This window comes from Pseudomonas poae (assembly GCF_001439785.1).
Classification (GTDB): Bacteria; Pseudomonadota; Gammaproteobacteria; order Pseudomonadales; family Pseudomonadaceae; genus Aquipseudomonas; species Aquipseudomonas poae.
The window spans coordinates 83,603-106,021 of record NZ_JYLI01000003.1; the positions used below are offsets into that span (position 1 = coordinate 83,603).

The following is a 22,419-nucleotide window of genomic DNA, read 5'->3' on the forward strand; positions in this document are numbered from 1 at the left end:
GCGACGAGCTGCAAGTAGAAGCCGACCGGCTTCATCTTTTACTTGCCGCTTGAAACTTGTCGCTGGTGGCTGCTGCGGTCAGCAGCGTGAACACAAACGCCCACAGCACCGCCAATCCGGCCATCGTCGGGCCCGTGGCGTAACCGAACTGCACGCCGGCCAACTGACTTCCGGCGTAGTAAGATGCTGGCCCGCCCACCGCGCCCAGCAAGGCCGCGCGCCACCAGGGCCGTGCGCTCCAGGCCAGGCAATGGTGCAAGGTGGTCGCCAGCAGAGCCCACAGCAACATCAACCAGAATGGGATCAGCGGGCCTGGCTCGTTGAAATGGAAGACCCCAAGGGCGCGCAAAGAGGTGTCCAGCAGCGTGCCCACCAGCGTGACGCTGATGATCAGCACGCCATCCTCGGCCGACGAACTGATCCACAGCAGGTGGATGGCCAGCACCGCCAGCCCCACCAGCAACCACAGGCTGTCGCCGCCCAGCACGCAGGCGAACCAGCCGCACTGGAACAGCGCCGCGTTGGCCAGCGATTTAAGCATCGAAGCGCCCGAGCAAGGGCGGATTGATCGCCGCCGGCTTGGCCAGCAACAGCTGGGCGGTGCCAATGGTGCGCTCCATGAAGCCACCTTCGCAGTAGCATAGATAAAACTCCCACTGACGCAGGAAGTATTCGTCGTAGCCCAATTCTGCAAGACGGCCATGGGCGCGGCGAAAGTTCTCGTGCCACAGGCGCAGGGTTCGCGCGTAGTGCAGGCCGAAATCCTCCATGTGCAGCAGGTTCATGTCGGTGTCGCGGCTGACGATGTGCAACATGTTCTGCACGCTGGGCAGCGCACCACCGGGGAAGATATAGCGCTGGATGAAATCGACGCTGTTCCTGGCCTGCTCGAAGCGTTGCTCGCGAATGGTAATGGCCTGCAGCAGCATCAGCCCGTCGGGCTTGAGCAGGTGCGCGCATTGCTTGAAGTAGGTCGGCAGGAAGCGGTGGCCCACCGCCTCGATCATCTCGATGGACACCAGCTTGTCGTACTGGCCGGTCAGGTCGCGGTAGTCGCTCAGCAGCAGGGTCACCTGCTCCTGCAAGCCCAGGGCGGCGATGCGCCGTTCGGTGTAGGCGAACTGCTCTTTGGACAGGGTGGTGGTGGTGACCTTGCAGCCGTAATGCTGCGCCGCATACAGCGCCATGCTGCCCCAGCCGGTGCCGATTTCCAGCAGGTGGTCGCCGGGCTTGAGCGACAGTTTCTGGCAGATACGCTCCAGCTTGTTCAGTTGCGCCTGTTCCAGGGTGTCGTCGGCCTTAAGAAATTGCGCCGCCGAGTACATCATGGTCGGGTCGAGAAATTCTTCGAACAGGTCGTTGCCGAGGTCGTAATGGGCTGCGATGTTTTTCTGTGACCCCTTGCGCGTGTTGCGATTGAGCCAGTGCAGGCCCTGGGTGAACGGCCGTGCCATGCGCGCCAGGCCGCCTTCCATCGCGTCGAGCACGTCCAGGTTGCTGACCATCACACGCACGACAGCGGTAAGGTCCGGGCTGGTCCAGTAACCGTGGATAAACGCCTCGCCCGCACCGATCGAACCGTTGGCCGCCACCAGCCCCCATACGGCCGCGTCGAGGATGTGGATCTCCCCTAACAGGTGCGCTTCCCGTGCGCCGAACACGTGCCGTTCGCCGTCCTCGATCAGCACCAACTGGCCGTGGCGCAATTGGCTGAGCTGACGCAGCACACCCTTGCGCAGCAGCGCACTGGTCATGCCGTTGACGTTCAGGCGGTTGGCCTTGACCGATACATTAGGGGATTTCATGGCGGCGATCCTTGGTATACCCAACTGCAGTGCGAGAGGCGCCATCGGCGGCTCGGTGGGGGAAAATCGGTGTGCGTTTGAGCAACAGGCGCACGGCCTGCCAGTAAATGGCCAGGCAGGTCTTGGCGGTCATCCAGGGGAAGCGCCGCAGGTAACGGTGCAGGCTGGCGCGGGTGAGCGGCTCTTTTTGCAGGCTCAGCGTGGCGTCGAAGACTTTGAGTTCGCCTTGCCAGTCGGCCATGTGCACGCCCAACCGGTCGGCGGGCGGGCTGAAGCTCATGCGGTATTCCAGGTCAGGCGGCAAAAACGGCGACACATGGAACGCCTTGGCCACGGCGAAGTGCTGATGTTCGCCTGCGCCGAGGGCCATTGCCGGCAGCACATAGTGATATCGCTCGCGCCAGGGTGTGTTGGTGACTTCACACAAAATCGCGGCCAACTCGCCGCCGGCCTCATAGCAGTAAAAGAAACTTACCGGGTTGAAGGCCAGACCCCAGCTGCGGGCCTGGGTCAGCAGGCAGATGGCGCCCTCGGGCGTGCGCCCCAGGGCCTTGCTGACCTCAAGGCGCACGGCATCGGTGAGGCTCATGCCGTGGCGGGTCAAGGTGCGCAGGTAGTCCTGCTGGCGAAAGCCGAACGGCGCCAGGCGCTGGGTGCCCGCCAGGGGAGAGAGCGCGAGCACCTGCTCCTGTTCGCTTAAATCCAGGTACAGCAGACCGATGCGGTAGCGAAAGGCGTGGGCCCTGGGCGCAAACCGGCGATGGGCGATCCAGCCGCTGTACAGGGCGCTGTTCACAGGGTTTCCCCGAAAGCCTGGGCCACGCGTAGCGCGCTGACTACGCCGTCTTCATGAAACCCGTTAGCCCAGTAGGCGCCGCAGTAAAAGGTGTCGCGCGCGCCGTTCAACTCTTCCCAGCGTGCCTGGGCGGCCACCGCCGCCAGGCTGTATTGCGGATGGGCATAGGTGAAGCGCGCCAGAATTTTGAGCGGATCGATCATTGGCGTCTGGTTGAGACTGACGCAAAACGTGGTGGCGCTGTCGATGCCTTGCAGGATGTTCATGTCGTAGGTGACGGCGGCCTGGGTGTCGAGGCTGTCAGTGAGGCGGTAATTCCAGCTGGCCCAGGCCAGTTTGCGCGCCGGCAGCAGGCGGGTGTCGGTGTGCAGCACCACGTCATTGTCGGCGTAGGGCAGGGCACCGAGGATGGCTTGCTCGGCCTCGCTCGGGTCAGCCAGCAGCGCCAGGGCCTGGTCGCTGTGGCAGGCGAACACCACGCGGTCGAACGTCTCGCTGCCGGCGGCGCTGTGGATCACCACGCCGTCAGTGCTGCGCTCAACCTTGTGCACAGGGCAATCAAGACGGATTTTTTCGCGGAAACTGCGGGTCAGCGGTTCGATATACGCGCTGGAGCCCCCTTCGATCACGCACCATTGCGGGCGATTGTTCACCGACAGCAGGCCGTGGTTCTTGAAGAAGCGCACAAAGAACTGCAGGGGGAAACCGAGCATGTCCGCCAGAGACATCGACCAGATCGCCGCGCCCATCGGCACGATGTAATGGCGGATGAATCGCGGGCCGTAGCCACCGGCTGCCAGGTAGTCGCCCAGCGTCATGTCTGCACGGATGCGTTGCTGTTCAAGGTCCAGCGGCGCCTGGCGGTTGAAACGCAGAATATCGCGCAACATGCCCCAGAACCCCGGCGAGAGAATATTGCGGCGCTGGGCGAACAGGCTGTTGAGGTTATTGCCGTTGTATTCAAAGCCACTGCGCTGGTCGCTTACCGAGAAGCTCATCTCGGTGGGTTTGAACGTCACGCCGATCTGTCCCAGCAGGCGGATGAAATTGGGGTAGGTCCAGTCGTTGAACACGATAAAACCGGTATCCACCGCATAAGGCTTGCCGTCGACCGTCACGTTGGCCGTATGGGTATGCCCGCCGATGCAGGTATTGGCTTCAAACACGCTGATATCGTGGCGACGGCTGAGCAGATAGGCACTGGTCAGGCCGGCAATGCCGCTGCCGATGATGGCGATCTTCACAGGTCGTCCTTTTGCGGCGGCGGGCTGCGCAGCATGCGCTTGCCGATGATCAGTTGCGCCCGGCTCGGCAGTTTCGACAGCGGCCACAGGGTGGCGATGAACATCGCCGGGAACGCGATCTCCAGCGGGCGTTTGTCCAGCTTGGCAAAGATGTGCCGCGCCGCTTTGTCAGCCGGCCAGCTCAAAGGCATCGGGAAATCGTTGCGCTCGGTCAGCGGTGTATCGACGAATCCGGGGCTGATCACGGTGACGTCGATATTCTCCGGCGACAGGCTGATGCGCAGGGATTCGAACAGGTAACGCAAACCCGCCTTCGACGCGCCATAGGCTTCGGCCCGTGGCATCGGCAGGTAGGTCACGGCGCTGGCCACGCCCACAAGGTGTGGCGCGCGGCCGGCGCGCAACAGCGGCAGAGCGGCTTCGATGCAGTAGCTGCTGGCCAACAGATTGGTGCGCACCACGTGTTCGACGATGGACGAGTCAAACTGGCGCGCATCCACGTATTCGCAGGTACCCGCGTTGAGGATCACGGTGTCCAGCGCGCCCCAGGCTTCACCGATCCGTTCGCCTATCTCGCGCACGGTCTGGCTGTTGGTCAGGTCGCCGGCCACCACCAGCACCTGGCCGGGATAGCGTTGGGCAAGTGCATCCAGCGGGCCTTGTGAGCGCGAGCTGAGGGCCACGTGGGCACCGCTGTCGAGCAGCTCCAGGGCCAGGGCGGCACCAATCCCACTGCTGGCGCCAGTCAACCAGTAACGGCGGGGCGAGTTCAGGCTCATGCGATTCTCCTTTTCAGCCAGCTTATGACTCGGCCGAATACCGGCAGGTGTTCATAGAGCATGGCGCCGGCATCGAAATAATCGCGATGGCGGTACACCTTGTTATCGCGCCACATCAGGTGCGAGCAGCCTTCCACTCGGACCACCTTGCCGCCGTTGAGGCGCGGGTGGCAAAAACTCATTTTCCAGCGCAGGTAGCCTTCGCCTTCGGCCACCTCGTCGAAGCCCTGATAGTCGAAGCGTAATTGGCTGATATGGCTGTACAGCTCGCTGAAGTAGCGGCGCAGTTCAGGCAGGCCATGGACCTGATGCAGCGGGTCGGCGAAGGCGATGTCCTGGCTGTAGAGGCTGTCGAGCAGGTGCAGGTTGTGCTTGTCGAGCGTGGCGAAAGCCTGGGCGAAGCGGCGCAGAAAGTCACTCATGCTCGGCCACCGCTTGACGGGACGGCAGGCTGCGGAAGGCGGCGAGGGCGCGCTCACGGGATTTTTTCAGGTCGACGATCGAGCGCGGGTAATCCGCCACGCCGAACAGTCCGCCTGCGGCCTCGGGGTTGTGCACTTCCTTTTTATTCAGCGCCGCCAGTTGCGGCAGCCAGTGCTTGATGAACACACCCTCGCCGTCGAATTTTTCCGACTGGCTCAATGGGCTGAAAATGCGGAAATACGGCGCCGAATCAGTACCGGTGGAGGAGCTCCACTGCCAGCCGCCGTTGTTGGCGGCGAGGTCGCCGTCGATCAGGTGGCGCATGAAAAAACGCTCGCCCTCGCGCCAGTCGATCAGCAGGTTCTTGGTCAGGAACATCGCCACCACCATGCGCAGGCGGTTGTGCATCCAGCCGGTCTCCAGCAACTGGCGCATCGCCGCGTCGATGATCGGCAGGCCGGTGCGCGCTTCCTGCCAGGCCGCCAGGTCCTTGGGGGCGTGGCGCCAGGCGACGGCTTCGGTCTCGGGCCGGAACGCGCGGTGGCGCGATACCCGTGGATAGCCGACCAGGATGTGCTTGTAGAACTCGCGCCACAGCAATTCGTTGATCCAGGTGACGGCGCCAACGTTGCCCGTCTCGAACTCGCCACTGTTGCTCTGCAACGCCGCGTGCAGGCACTGGCGCGGCGAAACCACGCCGGCGGCAAGGTAGGCGGAGAGCTGACTGGTGCCCGGTTTGGCCGGGTAGTCGCGCTCGTCCTTGTAATAGCCGATCTGTTGGTCGGCGAAGGTGTCGAGGCGGCATCGGGCTTCGTCTTCGCCGGCCGGCCAAAGGGCGCGCAGGCTGTCGCTGGGCGCTTCGAAACCGGGCACGCTGGACGGAATCGGGTCGCTGTCGAGCGACAGCTTTTGCTGGGCTTTTGGCGTTGCCACCAGGCGCGGCAGGGCGCTGTGCAGGCGGCTGTAGCACACCTTGCGAAACTGGCTGAAGACCTGGAAGTAGGTACCGGTCTTGGTCAGCACGCTGCCGGGTTGGAAAAACAGTTGGTCGAGGTAGCTGTGGAACGTCACACCGCAGGCTTCCAGCGCCTGGGCCACGGCCTGGTCGCGGCGGCTCTCGTGAATGCCGTATTCCTCGTTGACGTGCACCGAGGCCACCGACAATTCCTGGCACAGCTTACTCAGCACGGCGGGAGCCTGGTCCCAGGTCGGCGCCGTGCGGATCAGCAAAGGAATATTGAGTGTGCCCAGCGCCTGGCGCAGGTGCTGCAGGTTGCGCAGCCAAAAGTCGACCTTGCACGCGGCATCGTCGTGGGCGAGCCATTGCTCGGGCGTGATCAAGTACACGGCGGCCATCGGGCCGCGCTGGCTCGCGGCGGCCAGGGCGGTGTTGTCGTGCAGGCGCAGGTCGGTGCGCAGCCAGATCAAATGCATTTAGACAATTCCACGCTCAATCAGTATCTGATGGGCCGCCAGCGGGTCTTCGGCGACGAACAGGTCAGGGATGTCCTGGGTTAGTACGGCCAATTCGGCGTGGTGGATGCACACCGTTGGTCCGGCGATCACAATCGGGCAACTGACGCCGCCCAACAGTTTGGCCAATGCCGGCACGTTCAGGGCCTTGCTCGAATACAGCAGCACGGCGCGCGGTTGCAGGTGTTCCACCGCCAGGGCCAGTTCGCCGGCGGGCAGCGGCCAGTCGAAGACTTCCACTGGGCAGTCGGCGCTGCTGGCCAGCCACGCGCTGAGCCACAGGTGCGGCTCCAGGGGCAGGTCCGAGTGGTTGACCAGCAGCAGCGGCGGACCCTGCAGTTGGCGGTTGGTGTGGTAAATACGCGCGCCGAACTTGCTGCGCAGCCAGGACAGAAAAAATACCCGCTCCATTTGCGCGCCGAACTGGCCCTGCCAGCGTTGCTCCAGCGCCTGCAGCAGCGGCAACAGTAATTGCGCACAGAGCGTGCGCGGCGGGTACAGCGCCATGGCCTGGTTGAAGGCGTCGTCGACCCGGCGCTCGGCCAGCTCGCTGATGGCCGTCAGCAGGTTCTGGTGCAGCGCGTGCCATTCGTTTTCCACGGCGTCCGGCCCGGCCTGCGCCGAGTCGATCAGGTTTTTCACCTGGCTGACCGGAACGCCTCGGTTGAGCCACGTAAGGATGGCGTGGATGCGTTGTACGTGAATATCGCTGAACAGCCGGTGCCCCTTGGGCGTGCGTTGCGGCACGATCAAGCCGTAGCGGCGCTCCCAGGCCCGCAGGGTGACCGCGTTGACGCCGGTCTGGCGCGCCACTTCGCGAATCGGCAGCCAGCCGTCTTCAAGGGCTTGAGCGATGTCATCGGATTCGTCTAGCAGGGCAGCTTTCATGGGTTAGATCGCATTTCGCAGGCTGAGGTTTTCCGGGTGCGGCTGCAGGTATGCCTGCTGAGCGATGTAGCGATCCGGGTGTTGGCGGAAATGGTGCTTGAGTAGGGTCAGCGGCACCACCAACGGCACGATGCCGTGGCGGTATTGATCGATGACGGTCTGCATTTCCTGCTTGTCGTCGCTGCTGATGGCCTGCTTGAGGTAGCCACTGATGTGCTGCAGCACATTGGTGTGGGTGCCACGGGTAGCGCACTTTTTCAGGCCGGTCATCAGGTCGCTGAAATAACAGTCGGCCAACGCCGGGAGGTCATCGCCCTTGCTCATGCTGCCCAGCAGGTTGCCCAGGCTTTTGTAGTGCACCGGGCTGTGGGCCATCAGTAAATATTTGTAGCGCGCATGGAAGGACAGCAGACGGTGACGGGTCAGGCCTTCGGCCAGCAGTTGTTGCCAGCTGGCGTAGACGAACACGCGGGTGAGGAAATTTTCCCGCAGCACCGGGTCGTTCAGCCGGCCGTCTTCTTCCACCGGCAGGTTGGGGTGGCGCGCGCAGAATGCCTGGGCGTAGATGCCGCGCCCGCCGCCGTCGACCGGGGCGCCGTTGTCGCGATAGACCTTGACCCGTTCCAGGCCACAGGACGGCGATTTCTGCATGAAAATGTAGCCGCACAGGTCTGTGTGTTCACGGGCCATCTGTTGGCCGTATTCATCGAGTGGCTGGGTGACGTTCAGCTCGCGGTGCACGGTGCCCACCGCCTGCGGATTGGCGGCATCGCCCACCAGGCGGATGGTTTCACGCGGGATACCCAGGCCGATGGCGACTTCAGGGCACAGCGGCACGAACTCAAAATAGTCGGCCAGCGTCTCGCTGCACAGCTGGGATTGTTTGTGTCCGCCATTGAAACGCACATTTTCGCCCAGCAAGCAGGCGCTGATGCCAATCCTGGGTTTTGCGGTGCTGGGCATGGACAAACCTCGGCAAAAAAATCCTGTACAGGTCTCAGGCTCTGTACAACTAATCTCATCATAGGTTTGATGCTGTACAAGTCAATTATTTTGTACAGCTTTTTTGCGCGAGAGCTATTTCCAGCCCATGGTCCAATGATCGGCGTTTTGCAGGGTTTGCCAGGGCAGGCGTTGGGTGCGCCGAGTCATCACCGCCTGCAGTTCGATTTCCAGAACGGTGTTTTCCTCGTCACGAAACAGCTCGGTGACGAGGAAATGCTTTTCCTTGTTCAACGGCGCGGTCGCGGTCCATTTCGACAGCAGCAGCTTGGCCGGATTGATGCGATTCATTGCAGATGCTCGATCAGGCGCCGCGCCGCTTCCTGGCCGCTGAGCCAGGCGCCTTCGACACGGCCGGACAGGCACCAGTCACCACACACGAACAGGCCCAGGTCGGCGTCGGCCAGCACACCGAACTCGTGGCTGCTGGACGGCCGGGCGTAGAGCCAGCGGTGTGCCAGGCTGAACGACGGCGCCGGCATGGTGCAGTGCAGCAACTCGGCAAAGGCGCCGTGCAGGTGTTCGATCACGGCTTCCCTGGACAGGTCCAGGTGCGCCTTGCTCCAGGCGCTGGTGGCGTGCAGTACCCAGGTGTCGAGGGTAGTGTCGCGCCCGGGCTTGCTGCGGTTGCGCGCGAGCCAGTCGAGCGGGCTGTCCTGCACGAAGCAGCCTTGCATCGGCGTATCCAGAGGCTTGTCGAACGCCAGGGCGATGGCCCAGGTGGGGTCCATTTTCACACCGGCGGCGGCACTTGCCAGCTTGGGCGCGGCCGCCAGCAACGCAGTGGCCTGGGGCGCGGGCGTGGCGATGATCACATGGCTGAACGGGCCATGGTTGCCGCCGTCGGCGTCCAGCAGGTTCCAGTGTTGTTCGCCCTGGAACACGTCAGTGATGCGGCAGCCGAAGGTCACCGGCAGGTCGTCGAGCAGTGCGCGGGTAATCGCACTCATGCGCGGCGTACCGACCCAGCGGATCTGCTCGTCGGGGGAGGGCGTGAGTTGGCCGGACTTGAAGTTGTACAGCTGCGGCTTCCACTGCTCCGCCCAGCCGTTGCTCTGCCAGCGCTGCACTTCGTTGACGAAGCGACGGTCGCGGGCGGTGAAGTACTGCGCGCCCATGTCCAGCGCGCCGGCATCGCTGCGCTTGCTGGACATGCGGCCGCCGCTGCCGCGGCTTTTATCGAAAAGGTGTACGACCTGCCCCGCGTCGCGTAACGCTTGGGCAGCGGACAAACCGGCGATGCCGGTGCCGATGATTGCGATGGGAACACTCATGGGAGGCCTCGTTTTACCGTTGGGTACAGCCTACGCCGACACCAATAGCTGTACAATCTCGTTTTTTGGTATAAGTTTTGGCGTGCCTGATTGTGTGGCGTGACCTATGGTTAACGTCGGTGACTTAACCAACGTTACGTCCGAATTCAACATTGTTCCTATTAGTAAAATAGACCAGTGACGGGCGGCGAACGTTACATGAGGAAGAACCCATGCATATTTTGCTGACCGGCGGTACAGGTTTGATCGGCCGCCAACTGTGTCGCCACTGGCTTGCCCAGGGCCATCGCCTGACCGTCTTGAGCCGCCAGCCGGAAACAGTAGCCAGGCTGTGTGGCACGCAGGTATTGGGCGTTGGCCGTTTGCAGGATGTGATTGGCGAGGTGGACGCGGTGGTCAACCTCGCCGGCGCGCCGATCGCCGACCGCCCGTGGACGCACAAGCGCAAGGCGCTGCTGTGGAGCAGTCGTATCAGCCTTACCGAAAGCCTGCTGGCGTGGATCGAAGGCCTCACGCAGAAACCGGCGTTGTTGATTTCCGGTTCGGCGGTGGGCTGGTACGGCGATGGCGGCGAGCGCGAGCTGACCGAAGCCAGCGGCCCGGTGCAGGACGATTTCCCCAGCCAGCTGTGCATCGCCTGGGAAGAAACCGCTCAACGCGCCGAAGCCCTCGGGGTGCGCGTGGTGCTGGTGCGCACCGGTCTGGTACTGGCGGCCGAAGGCGGCTTTCTGGCGCGCCTGCTGCTGCCGTTCAAACTGGCGCTGGGCGGGCCTATCGGCAATGGTCGGCAATGGATGCCGTGGGTGCACATCAAGGACCAAATTGCCCTGATTGATTTTCTTCTGCACAAGGAAGGCGCCAGCGGTCCCTATAATGCCTGCGCGCCACACCCGGTGCGTAATCGCGAGTTCGCCAAGACCCTGGGCCAGGTGCTGCATCGCCCGGCCTTCATGCCGATGCCGGCGTTTGCGTTGAAGGTGGGGTTGGGCGAGTTGTCCGGGTTGCTGCTGGGCGGGCAGAAGGCCATGCCCGAACGGCTGCTGGCGGCCGGTTTCACTTTTCAGTTCACGCAGTTGCATGCGGCTCTGGACGATTTGTCCAGCCGCCTTTAAGCCATAGGAAGTTGCATGACGGATCACGCGTTGTTACTGGTCAACCTGGGTTCTCCCGCGTCCACTTCGGTGGCCGATGTGCGCAGCTACCTCAACCAGTTTTTGATGGACCCTTATGTGATCGACGTGCCGTGGCCGGTGCGGCGCCTGCTGGTGTCGCTGATCCTGATCAAGCGCCCCGAGCAGTCGGCACATGCCTACGCGTCCATCTGGTGGGAAGAGGGCTCGCCCCTGGTGGTGCTCAGCCGTCGCCTGCAAGAGCAGATGACCCGGCAGTGGACCCAGGGCCCGGTCGAACTGGCGATGCGCTACGGGGAGCCCTCACTGGAAACCACCCTCACGCGTCTGGCCGCGCAGGGTATCCAAAAGGTGACCCTAGCGCCGTTGTACCCGCAGTTTGCCGACAGCACGGTCACCACGGTGATTGAAGAGGCCTGGCGCGTGATACGTGAGAAGAGGCTGAAGGTGCAGTTGTCGATCCTGCAGCCGTTCTACGATCAGCCGGAATACCTCGACGCCTTGGCGCAGAGCGCGCGGGCGTATGTGGAGCAGGATTACGATCACTTGTTGCTCAGTTTTCACGGGCTGCCCGAGCGCCACCTGACCAAGCTCGACCCCACCGGCCAGCATTGCTTCAAGGATGCTGACTGTTGCAGGAATGCTTCGCCGGCGGTGCTCGCCACCTGTTATCGCGCGCAGTGCTTCAGCGTTGCGCGTAACTTTGCCGAGCGGCTGGGGTTGCCGGACGGCAAGTGGTCGGTGGCGTTTCAATCGCGTTTGGGCCGCGCCAAGTGGATCGAACCCTACACCGAGGCGCGCCTTGAAGCGCTGGCCCAGCAGGGTGTGAAAAAGCTGCTGGTGATGTGCCCGGCGTTTGTGGCCGATTGCATCGAGACGCTGGAAGAGATCGGCGATCGCGGGCGTGAGCAGTTTTGCGCAGCGGGGGGCGAGGAATTGGTGCTGGTGCCGTGTCTGAATGACGACCCGCAATGGGCGGCGGCGCTCAACACGTTGTGCGAGCGCGCGCCTGCGTCACTGTAATCGAAACTGGCACAGCTCCAAATGTGGGAGGGGGCTTGCTCCCGATTGCGGAGTGTCAGTCACTGCATCTGGTGACTGATCCACTGCTATCGGGAGCAAGCCCCCTCTTATCAAACACAAAATAACTTTGATTTTAAAACCTGAAGTTTCAGGCAGCCACAGAGGCTCCAGTTTGCTGCGCGACAGCGCTAAGTCGAAGACTTTGCGGAGCCTCCCACATTTTTGTCTGTGTTTACAGGTTGAGGGTCAGGCTGACCGTCAGGTTGCGCGGCTCGCCCGGATTCACCCAGTAGGTGCTGTAGGACCGTTCGTAATACTTTTCATCGAACAGGTTGTTGAGGTTCAAACCCACGGTCACGTTTTTGGTGGCCTTGTAGTGAGCCAGCAAATCCACGGTGTGGTAGGCGGGCAATTCAAATCGGGTGCCCGACTCGCCGGAGCGATCGCCCACGTAGGTAAACGCCGCGCCCAAGTCTGAACCGCGCAACGCGCCCTCCTGGAATTCATACACCCCCAGCAGACTGCCGCTGTGCTTGGCCACGCCGAGAATGCGGCTGCCGGCAGGAAGGCTGGCTTCGCCCTTGGTCACTTCGGCATCGATGTAGGCGTAGGCGCCGATCACCCGCACGGCGTCGGTCAATTGCCCGCTCACTTGCAGGTCAATGCCCTGGCTGCGGGCCTTGCCGATGGCTCGGTTGGTGTTGGTGGCCGGGTCCAGGCTGAGCACGTTTTCCTTCTCGATATGGAACGCGGCGACGGTGGCGCTGAGGCGGTCTTCGAACAGCTCAGTCTTGATCCCCACTTCATAACCCACGCCTTCTTCCGGCTTGAACGTGTTGCCGCCGGCATCCAGTCCGCTGTTTGGCTTGAATGAGGTGGACGCGTTGGCGAACACCCCGACTTCAGGCGTGAGCTGATACAGCAGGCCGGCCCGCTGGGTGAGCGCATCGTGAGTCTGCTTGCTGGTGACGTTGCGGGTGAAATCGTCGGTGCTCTGCTCGAAATGCTCAACGCGCGCACCGACCATGCCGCGCAGGCGGTCGGTGAAGATGATCTGGTCCTGCAGGTTCAGCGCGTGGCTTTTGGTCTGCTCGAAAAAGTCGGTGCCGGAGCGCACGCCGTTGGGTTTGGGCTGACCGTAGACCGGGTTGTAGAGGTCGATGGCGTAATTGCTGCCGCCGATGGCGGTCACGCGTTCCTTCTTGCGGTAGTCCTCGTATTCGGTGCCGATCAGCAGTTCATGCTGCCAGCTGCCAATGTCGAACAGGCCGCGCAATTCCAGCTGGGTGATGCTGTCGTGCCAACCCATGGAACGTTCGCGGTAACGACGGTTGAGGGTGTGGCCGTCGGGATTCAACGCGCGGTTTTCCGACGCGTCGCCCCACAGGCTGCCCTGTTTGTAGTGACTGGCCAGGCGCAGTTTCCAGGCGTCGTTTAGGTGGTGTTCGAGGGCGGCCTGTAGGCGATTGTTGTGGTTGTCGATGTCACCATCATTGGGTTCGCCGAGGAAGGTGGAGCGCGAAACGCCGGGGGCGGCGACGATGCCACGGTCGAACGTGGAGCTGTGGCGCACGAATTCGCTTTCGACCAGCAGGCTGGTGTCCGGGTCCAGCTGCCAGCTGAAAGAGGGCGCGACGAACACCCGTTTGCTCTCGACGTGGTCGCGGAAGCTGTTGTTGTCCTCCACTGCCAGGTTGACCCGTGACAGCACCTTGCCTTCGGCGTCGAGAGGCGTGTTGACGTCCAGCGCGGTGCGATAGCGGTCCCAGCTGCCGGCGCTGGTTTGCAGGGTGGTGAAGGCTTCGGGCTGCGGCTTTTTGGTGACGATGTTCACTGTGCCGCCGGGGTCACCGCGCCCATAGAGGCTGGCGGCGGGGCCCTTGAGCACTTCGATGCGTTCGATATTGGCCGCATCCGGTGTGCTCGGGTAGCCGCGGTTGGCGCTGAAACCGTCCTGGTAGAACTCTGAGGTGGTGAAGCCGCGCACGCTGTATTCGTAGAGCGTCAGGCCGCCGAAGTTGTTCTGCTTGGACACGCCGCCAGCAAATTCCAGCGCGCGTTCTACGCTGGTGCTGCCCAGGTCCTTGAGCACGGTGGCGGGGATAACGCTGATCGATTGCGGGATGTCGCGCAGGGCCGTGTCGGTTTTTGTCGCGCTGGCCGAGCGGCTGGCGCGGTAGCCGGTGACCGGGCTGGTAGCGGATTCATAGGTGTCACCGGTGACGCTGATGGTGTCCAGTTCTACGGTATTTTCTTCGGCGTAGGCGGGATCGAGCAGCAAACCCAGGGCCAGGCCAGCCAGGGGGGCAAACTTTCGAGACGACATGAGAGAGCGTTCCAAGGACGATATTGAAACAATATAACATGCCAATCGAGCGGGTTTCGCGGCGAAACATAAAGTTACAGGTGCTCGCGAGCGAGCACCTGAGCGGCTTATTCCTCTTCTTTCACCGGCGCAGGCGGCGGGCGCAGGCCGATTTCAGCCATCAGCTTGATCTCCTTGCCATTGCGCATCACCTGGATCGCCACCTTGTCGGTCGGCTTGATCCGCGCCACCTGGTTCATCGACTTGCGCCCGTCGCCGGCGGGGGCGCCGTCGATGCTGAGGATCACGTCGCCCAACTGCAGGCCGGCTTTCTGTGCCGGGCCGTCGCGAAAAATCCCGGCGACCACGATCCCCGGGCGCCCGGTAAGGCCGAACGATTCCGCCAGCTCCTTGGTCAACGGCTGCACTTCGATACCCAGCCAGCCGCGAATCACCTGGCCGTGTTCGATGATCGACTTCATCACCTCCATCGCCAGTTTCACCGGGATCGCAAAGCCGATGCCCTGGGAGCCGCCGGACTTGGAGAAAATCGCCGTGTTGATCCCGGTCAGGTTGCCATTGGCGTCCACCAGCGCGCCGCCGGAGTTGCCGGGGTTGATGGCGGCGTCGGTCTGGATGAAATCTTCGTAGCTGTTGAGGCCCAACTGATTGCGCCCGGTGGCGCTGATGATGCCCATGGTCACGGTCTGTCCCACGCCGAACGGGTTACCGATGGCCAGCGCCACGTCGCCCACACGCAGGCCGTCGGAGCGGCCAAGGGTGATGGCGGGGAGGTTTTTCAAGTCGATCTTCAACACCGCAAGGTCGGTTTCCGGGTCGCTGCCCACTACCCGCGCCAGGGTTTCGCGGCCGTCACGCAAGGCCACCACAATCTGGTCGGCGCCGGTGGTCACGTGGTTGTTGGTGAGGATGTAGCCTTCGGGGCTCATGATTACCCCGGAGCCGAGGCTAGACTCCATGCGGCGTTTCTTGGGGCCGTTGTCGCCGAAGTAGCGACGAAATTGCGGGTCTTCAAAGAGCGGATGGGCCGGCTTGTTGATGACCTTGGTGGTGTACAGGTTGACCACCGCCGGGGCGGCGATGACGACCGCGTCGGCGTACGTCACCGGGCCTTGCACCACGGTGGTGGCTTGCGGCGCCTGCTGCAGGTTGACGTCAAGGCTTGGCAGGCCCACCCACTGGGGAAAACGCTGAATGATCAGCGTCGCGATCAGCACGCCAGCCAGTAATGGCCATCCAAAAAAACGCAGTGCCTTGAGCATCAAGTAAGTCCTGACAGGTTGCAGGGGGCGGGGGAGCGCCCATAATGTCGCGCATTATACGAGGCTGTGAGCGCCTCGGAACCTGATATTTAGGAGTCTTTTATGGCCGTCCCCCTTACTACCCTCGTCGAGGAAGCGGACCGCTACCTCGCCAGCGCAAAAATTGCCGATTACTGCCCCAATGGCCTGCAGGTGGAAGGGCGCCCGCAGGTGATGCGCATCGTCAGCGGCGTGACCGCCAGCCAGGCGTTGCTGGACGCGGCGGTCGAAGCGCGCGCCGACCTGGTGCTGGTGCATCACGGGTATTTCTGGAAGGGCGAAAACCCGTGCATCACCGGCATGAAGCAGCGTCGCCTGAAAACCCTGCTCCAGCACGACATCAGCTTGCTGGCCTACCACCTGCCGCTGGACCTGCACGCCGATGTCGGCAATAACGTGCAACTGGCGCGTCAGCTGGACATCACGGTCGAAGGCCCGCTGGATCCGAACAACCCCAAGGTTGTTGGCCTGGTCGGTTCCCTGGCCGAGCCGTTGTCGCCCCGCGACTTCGCCCGTCGCGTACAGGACGTGATGGGCCGCGAGCCGCTGATGATCGAAGGCAGCCCGATGATCCGCCGTATCGGCTGGTGCACCGGGGGGGGCCAGGGCTATATCGACCAGGCGATTGCCGCCGGTGTCGACCTGTACCTGAGCGGCGAAGCCTCTGAGCAGACCTTCCACAGCGCGCGGGAAAACGACATCAGTTTTATCGCCGCCGGCCATCACGCCACCGAGCGCTATGGTGTGCAGGCTTTGGGCGATTACCTGGCGCGGCGCTTCGCCCTGGAACATCTGTTCATCGACTGCCCCAATCCGATCTAAGCCACACAGTTGAGGCAAATGTGGGAGAGGGTTTGGCCGTATCGCACTGCCAAACTCGGCGGCATATTCATATATCGTTTCGATCTAGCAGGCTCCCTGATTAGAAGAAGTTGCTGTGCTAGCATGCCCCGCTCGAACACGGCCCGCTGGCCGTCCACAAGATCGTTTTTCCGTGAGTAACCATGGTCGACAAACTGACGCATCTGAAACAGCTGGAGGCGGAAAGCATCCACATCATCCGCGAGGTCGCCGCCGAGTTCGACAACCCGGTGATGCTCTACTCGATCGGTAAAGACTCCGCCGTGATGCTGCATCTGGCACGCAAGGCGTTCTTTCCGGGCAAACTGCCGTTTCCGGTGATGCACGTCGACACCCGCTGGAAATTTCAGGAAATGTACACATTCCGCGACCAGATGGTCGAAGAACTGGGCCTGGACCTGATCACCCACATCAACCCGGACGGCGTGGCGCAGGGCATCAACCCCTTCACCCACGGCAGCGCCAAGCACACCGACATCATGAAGACCGAGGGCCTCAAGCAGGCCCTGGACAAGCATGGTTTTGACGCCGCCTTCGGCGGTGCCCGTCGCGACGAAGAGAAATCCCGTGCCAAAGAGCGCGTGTACTCGTTCCGCGACAGCAAGCACCGCTGGGACCCGAAAAACCAGCGCCCCGAGCTGTGGAACGTCTACAACGGCAACGTCAACAAGGGGGAGTCGATCCGTGTGTTCCCGCTCTCCAACTGGACCGAGCTGGATATCTGGCAGTACATCTACCTGGAAGGCATCCCGATCGTGCCGCTGTACTTCGCCGCCGAGCGTGACGTGATCGAGAAGAACGGCACGTTGATCATGATCGACGACGACCGCATCCTCGAACACCTGTCCGACGAAGACAAAGCCCGCATCGTCAAAAAGAAAGTGCGTTTCCGCACCCTTGGCTGCTACCCGTTGACGGGCGCGGTAGAGTCCGAAGCCGAGACGCTGACGGACATCATTCAGGAAATGCTCCTGACGCGAACTTCCGAGCGCCAGGGCCGGGTCATCGACCATGATGGCGCCGGCTCCATGGAAGATAAAAAACGTCAAGGTTATTTCTAAGGGGCTGTCATGTCGCATCAATCTGATTTGATCAGCGAGGACATCCTCGCTTACCTGGGCCAGCACGAGCGCAAAGAGATGTTGCGCTTCCTGACCTGCGGCAACGTCGACGACGGCAAGAGCACCCTGATCGGGCGCCTGCTGCACGACTCCAAGATGATCTACGAAGATCACCTGGAAGCCATCACCCGTGACTCGAAAAAGTCCGGCACCACTGGCGATGACATCGACCTGGCCTTGCTGGTCGATGGCCTGCAGGCCGAGCGTGAGCAGGGCATCACCATCGATGTGGCCTACCGCTATTTCTCCACCGCCAAACGCAAATTCATCATCGCCGACACCCCCGGCCATGAGCAGTACACCCGCAACATGGCCACCGGTGCTTCCACCTGTGACCTGGCGATCATCCTGATCGACGCCCGCTACGGCGTGCAGACCCAGACCCGTCGCCACAGCTTCATCGCCTCGTTGCTGGGCATCAAACACATCGTGGTGGCCGTCAACAAGATGGACATCAATGGCTTCGACCAAAGCGTATTCGAGCAGATCAAGGCCGATTACCTGAAGTTCGCCGACGGTATCGCCTTCAAACCCAGCACCTTGGCGTTTGTGCCGATGTCGGCGCTCAAGGGTGACAACGTGGTGAACAAGAGCGAGCGTTCGCCCTGGTACACCGGGCAGTCGCTGATGGAGATTCTCGAAACCGTCGAGATTGCCAACGACCGCAACTACACCGACCTGCGTTTCCCGGTGCAGTACGTCAACCGTCCGAACCTGAACTTTCGTGGCTTCGCCGGCACCCTGGCCAGCGGCATCGTGCACAAGGGTGACGAGGTCGTGGTGCTGCCGTCGGGCAAGAGCAGCCGCGTCAAATCCATCGTCACCTTCGAGGGTGAGCTGGAGCAGGCAGGCCCCGGCCAGGCCGTGACGTTGACCATGGAAGACGAAATCGATATCTCCCGTGGCGACCTGCTGGTACACGCCGGCAACGTGCCGCAAGTGACCGACGCCTTTGACGCCATGCTGGTGTGGATGGCCGAAGAACCGATGCTGCCGGGCAAGAAATACGACATCAAGCGCGCCACCAGCTATGTGCCGGGTTCCATCACCAGCATCGTGCACCGTGTGGACGTGAACACCCTGGCCGAAGGTCCGGCCAGTTCCCTGCAGTTGAATGAGATCGGTCGGGTCAAGGTGAGCCTCGACGCGGCCATCGCCCTGGACGGTTACGACAGCAACCGCACCACCGGCGCGTTTATCGTCATCGACCGCTTGACCAACGGCACCGTGGCGGCAGGCATGATCATCGCGCCGCCGGTCGGTCATGGCGGCGCAGCACAACACGGCAGCCTCGCCCACGTGGCCACTGAAGAACGCGCCCAGCGCTTCGGTCAGCGGCCGGCCACCGTGTTGTTCAGCGGCCTCTCCGGTGCCGGCAAGAGCACGTTGGCCTATGCGGTCGAGCGCAAGCTGTTCGACATGGGCCGTGCGGTGTTCGTGCTGGATGGCCAGAACCTGCGTCACGACCTGAACAAGGGCTTGCCGCAGGACCGCGCAGGTCGCACCGAAAACTGGCGCCGTGCCGCCCACGTGGCACGCCAGTTCAACGAAGCCGGCCTGCTGACGCTGGCGGCATTCGTTGCGCCGGATGCCGAAGGCCGCGAACAGGCCAAGGCGCTGATCGGCAGTGATCGCTTGCTGACCGTGTATGTGCAGGCCTCGCCGCTGGTATGCGCCGAGCGTGACCCGCAAGGTTTGTACGCGGCAGGCGGGGATAACATACCCGGCGAGTCCTTCCCGTATGACGTTCCTTTGAATGCCGACCTGGTGATCGACACTCAGGCGGTGTCGCTGGAAGACAGCGTCAAGCAAGTGCTGGAACTGTTGCGCCAGCGCGGCGCGATCTAAAAAATGTGGGAGGGGGCTTGCTCCCGATGGCGGTGTGTCAGGCAGTACATCTGTCACTGATCCACTGCTATCGGGAGCAAGCCCCCTCCCACATGTTGGTCATCTTTTAGCTGGGAAATCGGTGTGCAGCTTGTCCAACAGTGCATCCTTGTCTTCCCACAACCGATTGATCCAGCCCTGGAACGCCAACCGATATTCCCCATCCTGTTCGTAATTCTTGCCAATGAACTCAGGCGGGATCTGCACTTCTTCAAAGTGCACAACCACATCCTTCACATTCCCGCACAACAAATCCCAATACCCCGGACGCCCGCCAGGGTAGTGAATGGTCACATTAACCAGTGACTTGAGCTGCTCACCCATCGCATCCAGCACAAACGCAATCCCGCCAGCCTTGGGCTTGAGCAAATAGCGAAACGGCGATTTTTGCTGGGCATGCTTGCCCGGCGTAAACCGCGTGCCTTCGGCAAAGTTGAAGATCCCCACCGGGTTGCTGCGAAACTTCGCACAGGTCCTGCGGGTGGTTTCCAGGTCCTTGCCTTTCTTCTCCGGGTGCTTCTCCAGGTACGCCTTGGTGTAGCGCTTCATGAACGGAAAGCCCAGCGCCCACCAGGCCAGACCAATCACCGGGACCCAGATAAGTTCCTGCTTGAGGAAGAACTTCAGTGGGCGGATCCGCCGATTCAACACAAATTGCAGCACCATGATGTCGACCCAGCTTTGGTGGTTGCTGGTCACCAGGTACGAATGCTGGTAGTCCAGGCCTTCAAGGCCGCTCAGGTGCCAGCGCGTGCGGCGCACCAGGTTCATCCAGCCTTTGTTGTTGGTCACCCAGGCTTCATGTGTGTGGTTCATCAGCCATTCGCTGAAACGCTTGGCGAAGGGCAACGCCTTGAACAGCGCGACGATAAACAGGAACGAACACAACAGGATCGTATTCAACGCCAGCAGCAGGGAAGCAATCACCCCGCGTACGGCAGCAGGCAGAAAATCCAGCATTCAGATATCCATAGGTCGGTTGGCGGCTTGGATCGCAGTGAGTGCGATGGTGTACACGATATCGTCCACCTGCGCGCCGCGCGGCAGGTCGTTGACCGGTTTGCGCAGGCCCTGAAGCATCGGCCCCAGGCTCACGCAATCGGCGCTGCGTTGCACGGCCTTGTGAGTGGTGTTACCGGTATTCAGATCGGGGAACACGAACACCGTGGCCTTGCCGGCCACCAGGCTGTTGGGTGCCAGTTGCCGGGCCACGGCTTCGTTGGCGGCGGCGTCGTATTGCAGCGGGCCATCGATCAGCAGCGCGCTTTGCTGCTCGTGGGCGAGCAGGGTGGCTTCGCGGACCTTCTCCACTTCCTCGCCGCTGGCTGAGTCGCCGCTGGAGTAGCTGATCATCGCCACGCGCGGCGTGATGCCGAACGCGGCCGCCGAATCGGCGCTTTGCAGGGCGATTTCCGCCAGTTCGGCGGCGCTCGGGTGCGGGTTCATCACGCAGTCGCCGTACACCAGCACCTGCTCGGGGAACAGCATGAAGAACACCGACGACACCAAGGTGCAGCCTGGCGCGGTCTTGATCAGTTGCAGGGCAGGGCGGATGGTGTTGGCGGTGGAATGAATCACGCCGGAAACCAGACCGTCGACTTCATCCAGTGCGAGCATCATGGTGGCGATCACCACCGTGTCTTCCAGTTGCTGCTCGGCCATCGGTGCGTTGAGGCTCTTGCTCTTGCGCAGCGCCACCATCGGCTCGACATACCGTTGGCGAATCAGGTCCGGGTCGAGAATTTCCAGGCCTACGGGCAGTTCGATGCCGTGGGCGCGGGCCACCGCTTCCACATCCGCGGGTTTGGCCAGCAATACGCAGCGGGCAATGCCTCGCGCCTGGCAAATGGCGGCGGCCTGCACCGTCAGTGGCTCGCTGCCTTCGGGCAATACGATGCGTTTGTTGGCGGCCTGGGCACGCTGGATCAACTGGTAGCGGAACACCGCCGGCGACAGGCGCATCTCCCGTGGCGTGCCGCACCGCTGGTGCAGCCAGCGCGCGTCGAGGTGACTGGCGACGAAATCGGTGATGATCTCGGCGCGCTCGCGGTCATCGATGGGGATTTCCTTGTTCAGGCTGTTGAGCTGGTTGGCCGTGTCGTAGGAGCCGGTGCTTACCGACAGCACCGGCAGCCCGGCCTGCAAGGCGCCCCGACACAAGTCCATGATGCGTGGGTCGGGCAGAGTGTCGCTGGTCAGCAGCAGGCCGGCCAGCGGCACGCCATTGATCGCGGCCAGGCTGACGGCGAGGATGATGTCGTCGCGATCACCGGGGGTTACCACCAGCACGCCGGGCTTGAGCAGCTCCACGGTGTTGCGCATGGTGCGGGCGCAGATGATGATCTTGGTCATGCGCCGGGTTTCGTAATCGCCCGCGTTGAGCACCTGCGCGCCCATCAGGTCGGCCACATCGCGGGTGCGCGGGGCGTTGAGCTCGGGTTGGTAGGGGATGCAGCCGAGCAGGCGGAAATCACCGCTGCGCAAGAGTGGCGAGTGTTCTTTAAGGCGCGCCGAGAAGGCCTCCATGCTCTCGTCGGTGCGCACCTTGTTGAGGATCACGCCGAGCACTTTCGGGTCTTTCGGCCCGCCAAACAGCTGGGCCTGCAATTCGACGCGGCCGGAGAGTTCGGTGAGCACTTCGTTTTCCGGGGCCGACACCAGGATCACTTCGGCATCCAGGCTCTTGGCCAGGTGCAGGTTGACCCGCGCCGCGTAACTGGCGCTGCGGGTCGGCACCATGCCTTCGACGATCAGCACGTCCTTGCCCACGGCGGCCTGTTGATAAAGCGTGATGATTTCTTCGAGCAGCTCATCCAGCTGACCGTCACCGAGCATGCGCTCCACATGGGCCAGGCCCAGCGGCTGCGGCGGTTTCAGTCCATGGGTACGGGCGACCAGCTCGGTGGAACGTTCCGGGCCGGTGTCGCCGGGGTGCGGCTGGGCGATCGGCTTGAAGAAGCCGACTTTGAGCCCGGCCCGCTCAAGCGTACGCACCAGCCCGAGGCTGATGGAGGTCAGACCCACACCAAAATCGGTGGGCGCGATAAAAAAAGTCTGCATGCGAATTCTCTGGAGGTGCATGGCTT

At 62.4% G+C, this 22,419-nt stretch carries 20 protein-coding genes; 5 read left to right on the forward strand and 15 right to left on the reverse strand.

Annotated elements, in window-relative coordinates:
• Positions 1–31: 31 nt before the first annotated feature.
• The 11 genes from TU75_RS04075 to TU75_RS04125 all read right to left on the reverse strand — a co-directional run bounded on the left by TU75_RS04075 (position 32) and on the right by TU75_RS04125 (position 9,684).
• Positions 32–541 carry a DUF2878 domain-containing protein gene (locus TU75_RS04075; protein WP_004372441.1) on the reverse strand — a complete coding sequence of 170 codons (510 nt, stop codon included), beginning with the start codon at positions 539–541 and terminating at the stop codon, positions 32–34.
• Entirely contained in the window at positions 534–1,805 is a 1,272-nt protein-coding gene (locus tag TU75_RS04080) for an SAM-dependent methyltransferase (RefSeq protein ID WP_060548279.1), read from the reverse strand. Before TU75_RS04080 ends, TU75_RS04075 begins: the two co-directional genes overlap by 8 nt.
• On the reverse strand, positions 1,792–2,601 hold the full coding sequence (locus TU75_RS04085; protein WP_060548280.1) for a DUF1365 domain-containing protein: 810 nt from the start codon (positions 2,599–2,601) through the stop codon (positions 1,792–1,794). The genes TU75_RS04080 and TU75_RS04085 overlap by 14 nt, the downstream gene beginning before the upstream one ends.
• The gene (locus TU75_RS04090; protein WP_060548281.1) at positions 2,598–3,845 is read right to left on the reverse strand and encodes an NAD(P)/FAD-dependent oxidoreductase; all 1,248 of its coding nucleotides are present in this window, start codon (positions 3,843–3,845) and stop codon (positions 2,598–2,600) included. The genes TU75_RS04085 and TU75_RS04090 overlap by 4 nt, the downstream gene beginning before the upstream one ends.
• Entirely contained in the window at positions 3,842–4,624 is a 783-nt protein-coding gene (locus TU75_RS04095; protein WP_004372434.1) for an SDR family NAD(P)-dependent oxidoreductase, read from the reverse strand. The genes TU75_RS04090 and TU75_RS04095 overlap by 4 nt, the downstream gene beginning before the upstream one ends.
• Positions 4,621–5,046, reverse strand: coding sequence for a nuclear transport factor 2 family protein (locus TU75_RS04100; RefSeq protein ID WP_004372432.1), 426 nt, complete (start codon positions 5,044–5,046; stop codon positions 4,621–4,623). Before TU75_RS04100 ends, TU75_RS04095 begins: the two co-directional genes overlap by 4 nt.
• The gene (gene phrB / locus TU75_RS04105) at positions 5,039–6,481 is read right to left on the reverse strand and encodes a deoxyribodipyrimidine photo-lyase (protein ID WP_060548282.1); all 1,443 of its coding nucleotides are present in this window, start codon (positions 6,479–6,481) and stop codon (positions 5,039–5,041) included. The genes TU75_RS04100 and phrB overlap by 8 nt, the downstream gene beginning before the upstream one ends.
• Positions 6,482–7,408: a MerR family transcriptional regulator gene (locus TU75_RS04110; RefSeq protein ID WP_004372428.1), complete on the reverse strand. Its 927-nt coding sequence runs from the start codon at positions 7,406–7,408 to the stop codon at positions 6,482–6,484.
• 3 nt (positions 7,409–7,411) lie between these two features.
• A complete protein-coding gene (locus TU75_RS04115) occupies positions 7,412–8,371 on the reverse strand; it encodes a YbgA family protein (protein ID WP_060548283.1) in 960 nt (319 codons plus the stop codon).
• Between the two features lie 114 nt (positions 8,372–8,485).
• Positions 8,486–8,701, reverse strand: a complete 216-nt coding sequence (locus tag TU75_RS04120; RefSeq protein ID WP_060548284.1) for a TIGR02450 family Trp-rich protein — start codon at positions 8,699–8,701, stop codon at positions 8,486–8,488.
• A complete protein-coding gene (locus TU75_RS04125) occupies positions 8,698–9,684 on the reverse strand; it encodes an NAD(P)/FAD-dependent oxidoreductase (RefSeq protein WP_060548285.1) in 987 nt (328 codons plus the stop codon). The genes TU75_RS04120 and TU75_RS04125 overlap by 4 nt, the downstream gene beginning before the upstream one ends.
• Before the next feature lie 212 nt (positions 9,685–9,896).
• On the opposite strand from TU75_RS04125, the gene TU75_RS04130 reads away from it, so the two are divergent.
• Positions 9,897–10,796, forward strand: a complete 900-nt coding sequence (locus TU75_RS04130; protein WP_060548286.1) for a TIGR01777 family oxidoreductase — start codon at positions 9,897–9,899, stop codon at positions 10,794–10,796.
• Between the two features lie 15 nt (positions 10,797–10,811).
• Entirely contained in the window at positions 10,812–11,837 is a 1,026-nt protein-coding gene (gene hemH, locus TU75_RS04135; RefSeq protein WP_004372419.1) for a ferrochelatase, read from the forward strand.
• 232 nt (positions 11,838–12,069) lie between these two features.
• Here the strand turns inward: hemH and TU75_RS04140 are convergent, their stop codons facing one another.
• Positions 12,070–14,163, reverse strand: a complete 2,094-nt coding sequence (locus TU75_RS04140; protein ID WP_060548287.1) for a TonB-dependent siderophore receptor — start codon at positions 14,161–14,163, stop codon at positions 12,070–12,072.
• 107 nt (positions 14,164–14,270) lie between these two features.
• Positions 14,271–15,425 carry a Do family serine endopeptidase AlgW gene (algW, locus tag TU75_RS04145; RefSeq protein WP_004372415.1) on the reverse strand — a complete coding sequence of 385 codons (1,155 nt, stop codon included), beginning with the start codon at positions 15,423–15,425 and terminating at the stop codon, positions 14,271–14,273.
• A 102-nt stretch (positions 15,426–15,527) separates the two neighbouring features.
• On the opposite strand from algW, the gene TU75_RS04150 reads away from it, so the two are divergent.
• From TU75_RS04150 to cysN, 3 genes are all read left to right on the forward strand, one after another.
• Positions 15,528–16,286: a Nif3-like dinuclear metal center hexameric protein gene (locus tag TU75_RS04150; RefSeq protein ID WP_060548288.1), complete on the forward strand. Its 759-nt coding sequence runs from the start codon at positions 15,528–15,530 to the stop codon at positions 16,284–16,286.
• A 182-nt stretch (positions 16,287–16,468) separates the two neighbouring features.
• Positions 16,469–17,386 carry a sulfate adenylyltransferase subunit CysD gene (gene cysD, locus TU75_RS04155; protein ID WP_015371133.1) on the forward strand — a complete coding sequence of 306 codons (918 nt, stop codon included), beginning with the start codon at positions 16,469–16,471 and terminating at the stop codon, positions 17,384–17,386.
• A gap of 9 nt (positions 17,387–17,395) precedes the next feature.
• A complete protein-coding gene (gene cysN / locus TU75_RS04160) occupies positions 17,396–19,294 on the forward strand; it encodes a sulfate adenylyltransferase subunit CysN (protein ID WP_060548289.1) in 1,899 nt (632 codons plus the stop codon).
• A gap of 99 nt (positions 19,295–19,393) precedes the next feature.
• Here cysN and TU75_RS04165 read toward each other — a convergent pair whose 3' ends face one another.
• Both TU75_RS04165 and pta read right to left on the reverse strand, forming a co-directional pair.
• Positions 19,394–20,293 (reverse strand): 1-acylglycerol-3-phosphate O-acyltransferase, YihG family, encoded by a 900-nt coding sequence (locus tag TU75_RS04165; RefSeq protein WP_004372406.1) that lies wholly within the window; start codon positions 20,291–20,293, stop codon positions 19,394–19,396.
• Positions 20,294–22,393 carry a phosphate acetyltransferase gene (pta, locus tag TU75_RS04170; RefSeq protein WP_060548290.1) on the reverse strand — a complete coding sequence of 700 codons (2,100 nt, stop codon included), beginning with the start codon at positions 22,391–22,393 and terminating at the stop codon, positions 20,294–20,296. It lies immediately after the preceding gene.
• Positions 22,394–22,419: the final 26 nt, after the last annotated feature.

What these genes read in the sequence shown, in the direction of transcription:
- TU75_RS04075 (WP_004372441.1), bottom strand. Translation starts at nt 541, where the DNA reads ATGCTTAAATCGCTGGCCAACGCGGCGCTGTTCCAGTGCGGCTGGTTC.
- TU75_RS04080 (WP_060548279.1), bottom strand. Translation starts at nt 1,805, where the DNA reads ATGAAATCCCCTAATGTATCGGTCAAGGCCAACCGCCTGAACGTCAAC.
- TU75_RS04095 (WP_004372434.1), bottom strand. Translation starts at nt 4,624, where the DNA reads ATGAGCCTGAACTCGCCCCGCCGTTACTGGTTGACTGGCGCCAGCAGT.
- TU75_RS04100 (WP_004372432.1), bottom strand. Translation starts at nt 5,046, where the DNA reads ATGAGTGACTTTCTGCGCCGCTTCGCCCAGGCTTTCGCCACGCTCGAC.
- phrB (WP_060548282.1), bottom strand. Translation starts at nt 6,481, where the DNA reads ATGCATTTGATCTGGCTGCGCACCGACCTGCGCCTGCACGACAACACC.
- TU75_RS04110 (WP_004372428.1), bottom strand. Translation starts at nt 7,408, where the DNA reads ATGAAAGCTGCCCTGCTAGACGAATCCGATGACATCGCTCAAGCCCTT.
- TU75_RS04115 (WP_060548283.1), bottom strand. Translation starts at nt 8,371, where the DNA reads ATGCCCAGCACCGCAAAACCCAGGATTGGCATCAGCGCCTGCTTGCTG.
- TU75_RS04120 (WP_060548284.1), bottom strand. Translation starts at nt 8,701, where the DNA reads ATGAATCGCATCAATCCGGCCAAGCTGCTGCTGTCGAAATGGACCGCG.
- TU75_RS04125 (WP_060548285.1), bottom strand. Translation starts at nt 9,684, where the DNA reads ATGAGTGTTCCCATCGCAATCATCGGCACCGGCATCGCCGGTTTGTCC.
- TU75_RS04130 (WP_060548286.1), top strand. Translation starts at nt 9,897, where the DNA reads ATGCATATTTTGCTGACCGGCGGTACAGGTTTGATCGGCCGCCAACTG.
- hemH (WP_004372419.1), top strand. Translation starts at nt 10,812, where the DNA reads ATGACGGATCACGCGTTGTTACTGGTCAACCTGGGTTCTCCCGCGTCC.
- TU75_RS04140 (WP_060548287.1), bottom strand. Translation starts at nt 14,163, where the DNA reads ATGTCGTCTCGAAAGTTTGCCCCCCTGGCTGGCCTGGCCCTGGGTTTG.
- algW (WP_004372415.1), bottom strand. Translation starts at nt 15,425, where the DNA reads ATGCTCAAGGCACTGCGTTTTTTTGGATGGCCATTACTGGCTGGCGTG.
- TU75_RS04150 (WP_060548288.1), top strand. Translation starts at nt 15,528, where the DNA reads ATGGCCGTCCCCCTTACTACCCTCGTCGAGGAAGCGGACCGCTACCTC.
- cysD (WP_015371133.1), top strand. Translation starts at nt 16,469, where the DNA reads ATGGTCGACAAACTGACGCATCTGAAACAGCTGGAGGCGGAAAGCATC.
- cysN (WP_060548289.1), top strand. Translation starts at nt 17,396, where the DNA reads ATGTCGCATCAATCTGATTTGATCAGCGAGGACATCCTCGCTTACCTG.
- TU75_RS04165 (WP_004372406.1), bottom strand. Translation starts at nt 20,293, where the DNA reads ATGCTGGATTTTCTGCCTGCTGCCGTACGCGGGGTGATTGCTTCCCTG.
- pta (WP_060548290.1), bottom strand. Translation starts at nt 22,393, where the DNA reads ATGCAGACTTTTTTTATCGCGCCCACCGATTTTGGTGTGGGTCTGACC.